The organism is Pseudomonas sp. TE9122 (assembly GCF_056278925.1).
Genome location: NZ_JBWBQI010000001.1, coordinates 5,929,802 through 5,942,134, shown reverse-complemented (window position 1 = coordinate 5,942,134; position 12,333 = coordinate 5,929,802). Strand labels below are relative to the sequence as shown.

The 12,333-nt window shown below is 58.6% G+C and carries 8 protein-coding genes; 6 read left to right on the top strand and 2 right to left on the bottom strand.

Annotation, left to right across the window (positions count from 1 at the left end; all coding sequences use genetic code 11):
* The 5 genes from aceE to msrA all read left to right on the top strand — a co-directional run.
* Nucleotides 1-1,723: pyruvate dehydrogenase (acetyl-transferring), homodimeric type (aceE, locus tag ACZ9BE_RS26780; protein WP_476250118.1), on the top strand; the 1,723-nt coding region annotated here is incomplete at its 5' end.
* A gap of 11 nt (nt 1,724-1,734) precedes the next feature.
* Entirely contained in the window at nt 1,735-3,693 is a 1,959-nt protein-coding gene (gene aceF / locus ACZ9BE_RS26775; RefSeq protein ID WP_476250117.1) for a dihydrolipoyllysine-residue acetyltransferase, read from the top strand.
* 277 nt (nt 3,694-3,970) lie between these two features.
* Complete coding sequence (locus tag ACZ9BE_RS26770; RefSeq protein ID WP_460160274.1) at nt 3,971-5,368, top strand: alkaline phosphatase D family protein; 1,398 nt, start codon at nt 3,971-3,973, stop codon at nt 5,366-5,368.
* Nucleotides 5,369-5,622: 254 nt separating this feature from the next.
* On the top strand, nt 5,623-8,319 hold the full coding sequence (locus ACZ9BE_RS26765) for a putative bifunctional diguanylate cyclase/phosphodiesterase (protein WP_460160273.1): 2,697 nt from the start codon (nt 5,623-5,625) through the stop codon (nt 8,317-8,319).
* A 195-nt stretch (nt 8,320-8,514) separates the two neighbouring features.
* Nucleotides 8,515-9,180, top strand: a complete 666-nt coding sequence (gene msrA / locus ACZ9BE_RS26760) for a peptide-methionine (S)-S-oxide reductase MsrA (protein WP_252883057.1) — start codon at nt 8,515-8,517, stop codon at nt 9,178-9,180.
* A 101-nt stretch (nt 9,181-9,281) separates the two neighbouring features.
* Here the strand turns inward: msrA and ACZ9BE_RS26755 are convergent, their stop codons facing one another.
* Nucleotides 9,282-10,121 carry a 23S rRNA (adenine(2030)-N(6))-methyltransferase RlmJ gene (locus ACZ9BE_RS26755; protein WP_476250116.1) on the bottom strand — a complete coding sequence of 280 codons (840 nt, stop codon included), beginning with the start codon at nt 10,119-10,121 and terminating at the stop codon, nt 9,282-9,284.
* A gap of 1,396 nt (nt 10,122-11,517) precedes the next feature.
* Between ACZ9BE_RS26755 and ACZ9BE_RS26750 the strand changes: the two genes are divergently transcribed.
* A complete protein-coding gene (locus ACZ9BE_RS26750; RefSeq protein ID WP_150638083.1) occupies nt 11,518-11,751 on the top strand; it encodes a S1 domain-containing protein in 234 nt (77 codons plus the stop codon).
* A 165-nt stretch (nt 11,752-11,916) separates the two neighbouring features.
* Here the strand turns inward: ACZ9BE_RS26750 and ACZ9BE_RS26745 are convergent, their stop codons facing one another.
* Entirely contained in the window at nt 11,917-12,237 is a 321-nt protein-coding gene (locus ACZ9BE_RS26745) for a hypothetical protein (protein ID WP_056787448.1), read from the bottom strand.
* Nucleotides 12,238-12,333: the final 96 nt, after the last annotated feature.

The following is a 12,333-nucleotide window of genomic DNA, read 5'->3' as shown; positions in this document are numbered from 1 at the left end:
CATGGACGAAGTCATCGACGGCGAATACCAGAACTACAAAGCCAAAGACGGCGCATTCGTTCGCGAGCACTTCTTCAACACGCCTGAACTCAAGGCAATGGTTGCCGATCTGTCCGACGACGAGATCTGGAAACTCAACCGTGGCGGCCACGACCCGTACAAGGTCTACGCGGCGTACCACGAAGCGGTCAACCACAAGGAACAACCGACCGTCATCCTCGCCAAGACCATCAAGGGTTATGGCACCGGTGCCGGCGAAGCGAAAAACACTGCGCACAACACCAAGAAAGTCGACGTCGACAGCCTGAAGCTGTTCCGCGACCGCTTCGACATCCCGGTCAAGGACGAAGAGCTGGAGAACCTGCCGTTCTTCAAGCCAGAGCCAAACAGCGCCGAAGCCCGCTACCTCGCCGAGCGCCGTGCCGCACTGGGCGGTTTCGTGCCACAGCGCCGCGCGCAGAGCTTCAGCGTACCGACCCCGGATCTGGACACCCTCAAAGCCATCCTCGATGGCTCGGGCGACCGTGAAATTTCCACCACCATGGCTTTCGTGCGGATCCTCGCGCAACTGGTCAAGGACAAGGAAATCGGCCCGCGCATCGTCCCGATCATCCCGGACGAAGCCCGTACCTTCGGTATGGAAGGCATGTTCCGTCAGCTGGGTATCTATTCCTCCGTCGGCCAGCTCTACGAGCCAGTCGATAAGGACCAGGTGATGTTCTACAAGGAAGACCAGAAAGGTCAGATCCTTGAAGAAGGCATCAACGAAGCAGGCGCCATGAGCTCGTTCATCGCTGCCGGTACTTCGTACTCCAGCCACAACCAGCCGATGCTGCCGTTCTACATCTTCTACTCGATGTTCGGCTTCCAGCGTATCGGCGACCTGGCCTGGGCCGCTGGCGACAGCCGTACCCGTGGCTTCCTGATCGGCGGCACCGCTGGCCGCACCACCCTGAACGGTGAAGGTCTGCAGCACGAAGACGGTCACAGCCACCTGCTGGCCGCGACCATCCCGAACTGCCGCACCTACGATCCGACCTACGGCTACGAGCTGGCGGTGATCATTCAGGACGGCATGAAGAAGATGACCGAAGAGCAACAGGACATCTTCTACTACATCACCGTGATGAACGAGTCGTACCAGCAGCCAGCCATGCCGGCCGGTGCCGAAGAAGGCATCAAGAAAGGCATGTACCTGCTCGAGGAAGACACTCGCGATGCGGCGCACCACGTTCAGCTGATGGGCTCCGGCACCATCCTGCGTGAAGTGCGTGAAGCGGCGAAGATCTTGCGTGAAGAGTTCAACATCGGCGCTGACGTCTGGAGCGTTACCAGCTTCAACGAACTGCGTCGCGACGGCCTCGCCGTAGAGCGCAGCAACCGTCTCAAGCCTGGCCAGAAGCCTAAGCTGAGCTACGTCGAAGAGTGCCTGAACGGCCGTAAAGGTCCGGTCATTGCTTCTACCGACTACATGAAGCTGTTCGCCGAGCAGATCCGTCAGTGGGTACCGTCCAAGGAATTCAAAGTCCTGGGCACCGACGGTTTCGGCCGCAGCGACAGCCGCAAGAAACTGCGTCATTTCTTCGAAGTCGACCGTCATTTCGTGGTGTTGGCAGCCCTGGAAGCACTGGCTGACCGTGGTGATATCGAACCTAAAGTCGTGGCCGAGGCCATCGTCAAGTTCGGCATCGACCCGGAAAAACGCAACCCACTGGACTGCTGAGGAGACATTTTGTGAGCGAACTCATTCGCGTACCTGACATCGGCAGCGGTGAAGGTGAAGTAATTGAACTGTTTGTGAAGGTCGGCGACCGCATCGAAGCCGACCAGAGCATCCTGACCCTGGAATCGGACAAGGCCAGCATGGAAGTGCCGGCCCCGAAAGCCGGCGTCATCAAGAGCCTGAAAGTGAAGCTGGGCGACCGTCTGAAAGAAGGCGACGAACTGCTTGAGCTGGAAGTCGAGGGCGCTGCCGAAGCGGCCCCTGCTCCTGCCGCTGCTCCTGCCAAAGCCGAAGAGAAACCGGCTGCGACACCTGCTGCTGCCGCGCCTGCCGCTGCTCCTGCTGCCGCTTCGGTACAGCAAGTGCACGTGCCGGACATCGGTTCGTCGGGCAAGGCACAGATCATCGAGATTCAGGTCAAGGTCGGCGACAGCGTCGAAGCTGATCAATCGCTGATCACTCTGGAATCCGACAAGGCGAGCATGGAAATCCCGTCGCCTGCCGCTGGCGTGGTCAAGGCCATCAGCGTCAAGCTCAACGACGAAGTCGGCACTGGCGACCTGATTCTGGATCTGGAAGTGGCGGGTGCTGCGGCCCCTGCGGCTGTCGCTACGGCCCAGGCTGCTGCACCGGCCGCTGCCGCTGCGCCTGCTCCGGCAGCCGCGCCAGCAGCACCGGTTGCCGACAGCGTTCAGGACATCCACGTTCCGGACATCGGCTCGGCTGGCAAAGCCAAGATCATCGAAGTGTTGGTCAAGGCGGGCGATACCGTTGAAGCCGACCAGTCGCTGATCACCCTGGAATCCGACAAGGCAAGCATGGAAATCCCATCACCTGCCGCTGGCGTGGTGGAAAGCGTTTCCATCAAGCTGGATGACGAAGTCGGTACCGGCGATCTGATCCTCAAGCTGAAAGTCAAAGGCGCGGCCCCTGCTGCTGCCCCGGCTCCAGCTGCCGCAGCTCCGAGCGCTCCGGCACCTGCCGCTGCTGCTCCGGCTGCCGCTGCACCTGCTGCCGCCGCTCCAGCCGCCGCACCGGCCAAGCCGGGCGCGAAAGTTCACGCCGGCCCTGCCGTGCGTCAACTGGCCCGTGAGTTCGGCGTCGAGCTGAGCGCTGTTGGCGCCAGCGGTCCGCACGGTCGCATCCTCAAGGAAGACGTGCAGGTTTACGTCAAGGCGATGATGCAGAAGGCCAAGGAAGCGCCGGCCGCTGCCGGCGGCGCTACCGGTGGTGCGGGCATTCCGCCGATTCCGGTGGTCGATTTCAGCCGTTTCGGCGAAATCGAAGAAGTGCCGATGACCCGCCTGATGCAGGTCGGCGCCGCCAACCTGCACCGCAGCTGGCTGAACGTGCCACACGTGACGCAATTCGACTCGGCGGACATCACCGAGCTGGAAGCCTTCCGTGTTGCGCAAAAAGCCGTGGCCGAGAAGGCTGGCGTCAAGCTGACCATCCTGCCGCTGCTGCTCAAGACCTGCGCGCACTTGCTCAAGGAGCTGCCGGACTTCAACAGTTCGCTGGCGCCAAGCGGCAAAGCGATCATCCGCAAGAAATACGTGAACATCGGCTTCGCCGTCGACACTCCGGATGGCCTGTTGGTGCCGGTCATCAAGAACGTCGACCAGAAGAGCCTGCTGCAATTGGCAGCCGAAGCGGCTTCGCTGGCTGAGAAAGCCCGCACCAAGAAGCTGTCCTCGGACGAGATGCAAGGCGCCTGCTTCACCATTTCCAGCCTCGGTCATATTGGCGGCACCGGCTTCACGCCGATCGTCAATGCGCCGGAAGTGGCGATCCTCGGTGTGTCCAAGGCAACCATCCAGCCCGTCTGGGACGGCAAAGCCTTCCAGCCGAAGCTGATGCTGCCACTGTCGCTGTCCTACGATCACCGCGTGATCAACGGCGCTGCAGCTGCACGCTTTACTCAGCGTCTGGGCAGTCTGTTGGGCGACATCCGCACCATCCTGCTGTAACTCAAACGGCCCTCCGGCGACGGAGGGCCGCTTGCTGCACCCTTTCGAGCGCCACACGCTCGTACCTCAACCCCGTCAATTGACGGGGCTTTTTTTTGCCTGAAATAAACCGGATCGCGCCTCTTTCCTACAACCTGCGCTGACATCGGCCACAGGTCTGGTCCACTTAACGCCAATATTTTCCGCCGCTGGCCAACTAACCTCTGCTCAGGAAAGTTGCTTCAACGCGCTCCGCTTATTTAAATCTTGTTTATTAAAATCTCGAACGGAATCGATCATGTTCAAACCGACTATCGGCCCCATCGTGGGCCACGCGACAACTAACGAAGTGCGCATTTTCATGCGCGGCGAACAACAGGACAAAAAACGTGTATTTGCCGGAGTTCGCGCTCGCAAGGCCGGCACGGAAAAATGGTCGAACAGCGTATTTGCACTTTTGAACCCGGCCAATGACATGTCGGGTGTACTGGTATTGCAGGATCTCGAAGCTGATTGTGAATACGAATATCAAGCCGGCTGGTTAAGCCCGATGAATCCGGTGCATACCATCGACACGGTCATTGAGTTTCCATTGCAATGGCCGCGACAGCTCCACCGCTTTCGCACCCGCACCGCGAAAGCCAGCCAGCCTCGGGGCTTTGTCGTCGGTTCGTGCCGTTATCTGCGGATTACCGCCGGCGTCGCTTCCTTGCCGCAACTGGGCGACCGCATCTTTGGCTCGATCAATCGACTGGTCGAGAACAGTCATCTACCCGTCAGCGCGGTGATCATGACCGGAGATCAAGTGTATGTAGATGATTTGAATGTCATTGCTCCGGATCGCGAAGCCAAAGACATCCTGAAGAAATATCGAACGGCATTTTCGCAACCGAATATTCAGCGACTGATGTCCAATACATCGACTTACATGATGCTCGACGATCATGAAATAGAAGATAACTGGCCTGCCAATGCCACCGCAGCGGACGAGGACTTATATCGCAACGCCATGGCCGCTTATGAACTTTATCAAGCCAGCCACAGCCCGGTTTATGCATGTAATGAGAAGGGTCAGATAGACCGGGATACGTTGAAGCATTACTGGTATCAGTTTGGCGACAGCGATATCGCCTGGTTCGTCACCGACAGCCGCACCCGACGCAACTTGTCGAAGGATGACCGGCGCATTCTCGACATCGAGCAAGAACAGGCCCTGCTGCGATGGCTGATCCATAGCCCGGCGCGAGTGAAGTTCGTGATGACCAGCGTGATGTTCTATCCCGATCGCAAGTTCAACGGTGACGATGCCTGGAAAGCATTTCCCGAACAGCGTCTGCGCCTGCTGGAAACCATCCGCACTCACCGGATCAAGAACGTGGTGTTCGTCTCCGGCGACGTTCATGGCTCTCTGACAAGTCGCCTGTCTCACAGCGAGGACGCCGATTTCGAAGTGCACACCATCGTGTCCTCGCCGTTGCACAACAGCAAATTGCTGCCGTATGCCAAGGCTTCAACGTTTATCCTCGATCAACCGCTGGTGCGCACGGCGGCAGGGGATTATCGGCACGAGCTGACCAGTGCCGTGGTGAGTCAGGACAATTTTGCGCATGTGGTCGTCGAGGCTGATCAGATATTGGTCAATTACCATGACCGCGATGGCAAGAACTTGCAGTCGATCAGTATGAAATTGCGTTGAAACACCCAAAGATCGCAGCCTTCGGCAGCTCCTACACAAGGCGCATTACCCTGTCGGGGCTGCGTGAAGCTGCGATCTTCTGCTCATTTCAGTTGTGCACTGGAGAAATGTTCACTGCAGCCGACATATTCTTATAGCACTTGGCCTTCATCTCTCTTGTCAGTCGGTGCCGCAATGATGCAACCTTGCCGCAGCCAACAGACAAGAGGGCGAGAGCCCGGCGCATTCAGCATATTTCCAAGCGAGTTTCCTTCATGAAGAGCCAGCCCGATGCCGCCAGCCGTATGGCGGCCGAGGTAGTGACGCAGTTGCCTGTGCCCTCGCGGCTCGGCATGCTGCGTTTCGAGCGCTTGAATGAAGCGAGTTGGGCAATGCTGTTCCTCGATCCCAACTGCGAACGCCAGTTTGGCCAGCCGGCCGTCGAGCTCTGCGCGCTGGTCGGCTCGCCTTACGCCAGCCTGATGGAGCCCGAGGCGCGCTATCAACTGCACGATGCGATTCAGCAGCAACTGAGCAAAAGCGCACATTACGTGGTGCGCTACACCCTGCACACCGCCGCCGGCGCGTTGAACATCCTCGAGCTGGGCGAAGCCTACAAACAGCACAACCGGCACTTGCTGCGCGGCTACCTGCTGGCGGTCGACGAGGTGTTCGACGAAGCCCAGGCGCTGCCTTCGGTGGATCTGGAAACCCAGAACTCGCGCCTGCAAATCGCCCTTGAGCTGAACCAGCGTGCCCAGCAGGAACAACTGCAGCATCTGGAGCGCGTGCGTGCCCAGCAGGATCTGATTCTGCTGCTCGCACGCCAGCGCTACAGCACGCACAACTCGCTGCAGGAAGCCGCTGAACTGATCACCCGCTGCGCCTGCGATATCTACGAGATCGACTGCGCCAGCCTGTGGAACCTCGAAGGCCAGCGCTTGCTGCCGATCTCCGCTTACCATCGCGCGACCCAGGAATACATCCTGCCGGAGCCGATCGATATCAGCGGCTTCCCTGACTACATGGAAGCCCTGCACAGCAGCCGCGCCATCGATGCCCACAACGCCATGCACGACCCGCGCACCCGCGAGATGGCCGAGGCGATGCGTCCGCGTGACGTCAACGCCATGCTCGATGCCAGCATTCGCGTCGACGGCCAGGTTGTCGGCGTGTTGTGCCTGGAACAGACCGGCGTCACCCGTGCCTGGCAGTCCGACGAAATCGCCTTTGCCGGCGAACTGGCCGACCAGTTCGCACAAGTGATCAACAACCATAACCGACGCACTGCCACCAGCGCCCTGCACCTGTTTCAGCGCGCGGTCGAGCAAAGCGCCAACGCCTTCTTGCTGGTCAACTGCGACGGCGTGGTCGAGTACGTCAACCCGAGCTTCACCGCGATCACCCAGTACACAACCGAGGAGGTCCACGGTCAGCGCTTGTCGGAATTGCCGGCGCTGGAAAATCTCAGCGAACTGCTGTTCGACGCACCTTCGGCGCTGGCCCAGAGCAACAGCTGGCAGGGCGAATTCAAGAGCCGACGCAAGAACCTCGAACCGTACTGGGGCCAGCTGTCGATCTCCAAGGTCTATGGCGATAACCGTGAGCTGACGCATTACATCGGCATCTACGAAGACATCACCCAGACCAAATTGGCCCAGCAACGCATCGAGCGCCTGGCCTACACCGACAACCTGACCAACCTCGGCAACCGTCCGGCATTCATCCGCAATCTCGATGAGCGCTTCGCCCGCGACAGCGATACGCCGATCAGCCTGTTGCTGGTGGACATCGACAACTTCAAGCGGATCAACGACAGCCTCGGCCACCAGACCGGCGACAAACTGTTGATAAGTCTCGCCCGGCGCCTGCGCAACAGCCTCAGCCCGAGTGGCAGTCTGGCGCGTTTTGCCAGTAACGAGTTCGCCGTGTTGCTCGACGACACCGATCTTGAAGCCGGGCAGCAGATCGCCAGTCAGTTGCTGATGACCCTCGACAAGCCGATGTTCGTCGACAACCAGCTTATCAGCGTCACCGGCTCCGTCGGTCTGGCCTGCGCGCCGCTGCACGGGCGCGATCCGCAAACCCTGATGCGCAACGCCGGTCTGGCACTGCACAAGGCCAAGGCCAACGGCAAACACCAGTTGCAGGTGTTCACTGAGGCGCTGAACGCCGAGGCCAGTTACAAACTGTTCGTCGAGAACAACCTGCGCCGCGCCCTGACGCAGAACGAGCTGGACGTGTTCTACCAGCCGAAACTGTGCCTGCGCAGCGGTCGTCTGCTGGGGATGGAAGCGCTGTTGCGCTGGAACCACCCGGAGCGCGGCATGATTCGCCCGGATCAGTTCATCAGCGTCGCCGAGGAAACCGGCCTGATCATTCCGATCGGCAAGTGGATCGCGCGTCAGGCGTGCCGCATGAGCAAATCCTTGACCGCTGCCGGCCTGGGCAATCTGCAGGTGGCAATCAATCTGTCACCGAAACAGTTCTCTGATCCGGATCTGGTCGCCTCGATCGCCAACATCCTCAGGGAAGAAGCGCTGCCGGCCAATCTGCTCGAACTCGAGCTGACCGAAGGCCTGCTGCTGGAAGCCACCGAAGACACGCATTTGCAACTCGACCAGCTCAAGCGCCTGGGCCTGACCCTGGCCATGGATGACTTCGGCACCGGGTACTCGTCGCTGAGCTATCTGAAGAAATTCCCGATCGACATCATCAAGATCGATCGCAGCTTCATCCACGAAATCCCCGACAACCAGGACGATATGGAAATCACCTCGGCGGTGATCGCCATGGCCCACAACCTGAAACTCAAGGTTGTGGCTGAAGGCATCGAAACCGCCGAGCAACTGGCCTTCCTGCGTCGACACCGTTGCGACGTCGGCCAGGGTTATCTGTTCGACCGACCGATTCCAGGCGGCGAGCTGATCCAGGCTCTCAAGCGCTATCCGCGCGGCCCGCTCTGCCTCTAACCTCGGCTTCTATGAAGATCCCTTGTGGGAGCGAGCCTGCTCGCGAAGGCGATAAAACCGTCGACATCTTCGTCGCCTGACACCCCGCTTTCGCGAGCAGGCTCGCTCCCACAGTTTTGATAGTGCGAATTCCGGCATCATTCGGCACACTGGCGGTCTGACTTTTTACCTCCAACCTGACTGAGAGGAACGCTCATGGTTCTGCGCTCGGAAATTCTGGTGAACAAAAACGTGCTTCCAACCAAAGAACAAGCCCTGCCCGGCCGCGAAACCGCGATGACCCTGCCGGAAAAACACTTTGTCTTCGAAGACACCCCGCTGCTCGGTCCATTCTTTCAGGACGTCGACTTTGCGATTTTCGGTCTGGGTTGCTTCTGGGGCGCGGAACGACGTTTCTGGCAGCGCGAAGGTGTGGTCAGCACCGTGGTCGGTTACGCCGGCGGCTTCACGCCGAACCCGACGTACGAAGAAGTCTGCTCGGGCCTGACCGGCCACGCCGAAGTGGTATTGGTGGTGTATGACAAGGCCCAAGTCAGCTATGAAGAGCTGCTGGCGATGTTCTGGGAACTGCACAACCCGACTCAGGGTATGCGTCAGGGCAACGACATCGGCACCCAGTACCGCTCGGTGATCTACGCGACCTCGCCTGAGCATCTGGACGCGGCGCTGAAGAGCAAGGCTGTGTATCAGGCGGAACTGTCGAAGGCGGGTCTGGGCGAAATCAGCACCGAGATCGAACTGGCACCGACCGTGTACTTCGCCGAGACGTATCACCAGCAGTATCTGGCGAAGAACCCTGAGGGTTATTGCGGGATTGGCGGCACCGGCGTTTGCATGCCAGCGAGCCTGGCGGGCAACTAACCCCTGAAAGCCAAAGATCGCAGCCTTCGGCAGCTCCTACAGGGAAACGCATTCAACTGTAGGAGCTGCGGAACGCTGCGATCTTTTGATCTTGCTGTTGATCAACTCTCGGCAATCAACCAATCCATCTGCCAGCCACCCTGAGTCTGCCCCAGCTTCTTCGACAACCACGGCAGCAGCTCACGCAATTCTTCTTCCAGCCCCCACGGCGGATTGGCGATCGCCAGCCCGGAACCGTTCAGGCTGTTCGGCGTGTCCAGTGGATGCACCAGCAGATCCACACGCAGCAACTTCGGCGCACCCGTGCCCGCCAGGTCTTGATAGAAACGCCGCAATGCACGCTGATCCTTCACCGGATACCAGATCGCTGCCACGGTCTGGCGCATGCGGCCGATGGCTTCTTTCATCGACGCCGCGCAGCGCTGCATCTCGTCCAGTTGCTCGAACGGCGGATCGATCAGCATCACCGCGCGCTTCTCCTGCACCGGCAACATCGCCCGCGCCACGTGCCAGCCCTCGCCCAGATGCACTTTTACCCGACGATCGCCGGCCATGTTGTCCTTGAGCAACACGCCATCTTCGGGATGCTTCTCGTTGAGCATCACCCGATCCTGCGGCCGCGTCAGACGTCGTGCCAGCTCCGGCGAACCCGGGTAATAGCGCAACTGGCCATCCGGGTTCATCTCGTGCAGCACCTTCATATAGTCGGCAGTCAGCGCCGGCAGGTCCGGCTGATCCCACAAGCGCGCAATGCCTTCCAGGTACTCGCCGGTGCGATTGGCCTGATCGCCCTGCAAGTCATACAGACCGATGCCGGCGTGCGTGTCGAGATAGGCAAACGGCTGCTCCTTGCGCGACATCAGAGCGATGAGGCGGGTCAAGGTCAGGTGTTTGAAAACATCGGCGTGATTGCCGGCATGGAAGGCGTGACGATAATTCATGGCTGCTCCTGCGAGGGCCGCAAAGTTTACCTTTTACCGGTCGGCAAGTCAGGGGTTCGCAGCCGAGTGGACAAACGCCTTTCCCTCACCCTAACCCTCTCCCGAAGGGAGAGGGGACTTACGGTGGCGATCTTGCGAGTTACATCGACCTGAATGATCGACGTAATCTCAGGCTTGGCCAAACGAAGTTCACCGCTGAAGTCGCAGGTCGGCGTACAACACCCAGACAACTCGGTCAGTCCCCCGAAAGAACACCACCATCCAGGCTTGGCCAAACGAAGTTCACCGCTGAAGTCGCAGGTCGGCGTACAACACCAAGACAACTCGGTCAGTCCCCCGAAAGAACACCACCATCCAGGCTTGGCCAAGCGAAGTTCACCGCTGAAGTCGCAGGTCGGCGTACAACACCCAGACAACTCGGTCAGTCCCCTCTCCCTCTGGGAGAGGGCTAGGGTGAGGGGCTTTGCTTTTATGGCGTTAAACTGGCTAACCATCAACGACAGGAAGTCAAAAATTCATGCGATATCTGATCATCTGTTTACTCAGCCTTCTTAGTCCATACCTCGCCCTTGCCGACGAAACCCACATTGAACAGGCACGCCAGACTCTAAAGAACTACGGGCGGAGCCAACTGCATCCTGGCGCCATTCAATGAGCAATCAGCCCAGAGAAAAGACATTGCACTATCCGCCAATGCCTACTCATTCATGGGCAACGGCCTGCATTCCATCCAGCAAAATGAAGACACGCTGCAAGTGCTGCACGATCGTTATAAAACAACCAGAAACTATGTGTATGCGGCATCTGAGCAGACACCGTCGATCAGCAAACACTCGAAAAGCCATTTCGTTTTTTATGGGTGCCTGGAGGTCTCAAGTCAGAGGCTTTCGACAGTTTTATCAAGACCCAGGATCGGCACATCGCAGACTGACTGCTGAACCCTAAACGTCAAAAGATCGCAGCCTTCGGCAGCTACTACAGATGATCCCGTGTAGGAGCTGACGAAGGCTGCGATCTTTTGATTTTGCTTCTGAACAGTTCAGGCAGGCATGGCGCCCAGACGTCGCCCGATGACGTCGAGCAAGGGGATGGCGCAGAATTTGGCGAAGTCGCTGAGGATCATCGAGTCACCTTGATCGAACGGCGCATGCATATATTCTCCAGCACCAGGAGCACGGCGCAAAGTGGGGGGTAGTTGAAGGCCATATCAGGAAATCGGAGATGAGGAATTTTACGGAGCTGCACAAAGGTCGAATTTGGATAGACGGTAGTATTTAATGCAATTACCTGTCAGATCTGACAGTGGCGTTATCGGTAGCTACTGATCCATAGTCTGAACGACGCGAAAATCAATCGATCGCCCTGATTCTAGACTACGACTGGAAGGAGATTGGAAATGGCAAAAATTACTGTAAATACATCGGGCAATGGCACCGTGATTAGCGCCTATACCAGTGGTGCAGGCGGGCCGTACCCAACATACTCAATAACGGTGAAACCCGATGACAACAGTGGAGACCTGAGCGTAAGCACTCCGGGCGATCCCCGCCTGAAAGTTGGTGACAAGGTCAGCTTTACCATTAGCGACGGCGCTGCTGGCAGACTTCTGGGAAATGTGACAAAGATATAAAAAAAGTAACCCTGATAAAAAATTCTGTTTACCGCTTCAATAAGGTTGGCTTCGCAGCCTAAAACAACGCCGTGACTTGCTCTTCAACGACAAAAGATCGCAGTCTTCGGCAGCCCCTACATGGGATAGGCGTCCACTCTGCCGAAGGCTGCGATCTTCTGATCTTCAGGCGGGCATGCTGCGCAAGCGTCTGCCGATGACATCGAGCACATCACAGCCATCGCGCAATGGGATGGCGCACAGCAGGGCGAAGTCGCTGAGGATCACGGAGTCGCATTCGATCGAGCCGCGCATGCACATGTTTTCCAGGACCTGGACCACGGCGCGGATGCGATGGTTGGCGGCGTCCATGAGGATGTCGAGGGGCACGTGGGTGTCGACGAACAGGCTGGGCATGTCGCTGCAATTGCCGGTGAGGGCCATGAAGCGGTTGTCGGGGTGAGGAGTGATTTTTTCGTAGGGTGAATCAGTATGCATATTGGTCATTTTCCGGGTCCCATGATTGATAAACGTGAGCCGCCATCACACCTTCCTACGGGTTAGGGTGGCAGCTGTGCGCGGGAGTAGGAACCGAGCAATCAT

What these genes read in the sequence shown, in the direction of transcription:
- ACZ9BE_RS26770 (WP_460160274.1), top strand. Translation starts at nt 3,971, where the DNA reads ATGTTCAAACCGACTATCGGCCCCATCGTGGGCCACGCGACAACTAAC.
- ACZ9BE_RS26765 (WP_460160273.1), top strand. Translation starts at nt 5,623, where the DNA reads ATGAAGAGCCAGCCCGATGCCGCCAGCCGTATGGCGGCCGAGGTAGTG.
- msrA (WP_252883057.1), top strand. Translation starts at nt 8,515, where the DNA reads ATGGTTCTGCGCTCGGAAATTCTGGTGAACAAAAACGTGCTTCCAACC.
- ACZ9BE_RS26755 (WP_476250116.1), bottom strand. Translation starts at nt 10,121, where the DNA reads ATGAATTATCGTCACGCCTTCCATGCCGGCAATCACGCCGATGTTTTC.
- ACZ9BE_RS26750 (WP_150638083.1), top strand. Translation starts at nt 11,518, where the DNA reads ATGGCAAAAATTACTGTAAATACATCGGGCAATGGCACCGTGATTAGC.
- ACZ9BE_RS26745 (WP_056787448.1), bottom strand. Translation starts at nt 12,237, where the DNA reads ATGACCAATATGCATACTGATTCACCCTACGAAAAAATCACTCCTCAC.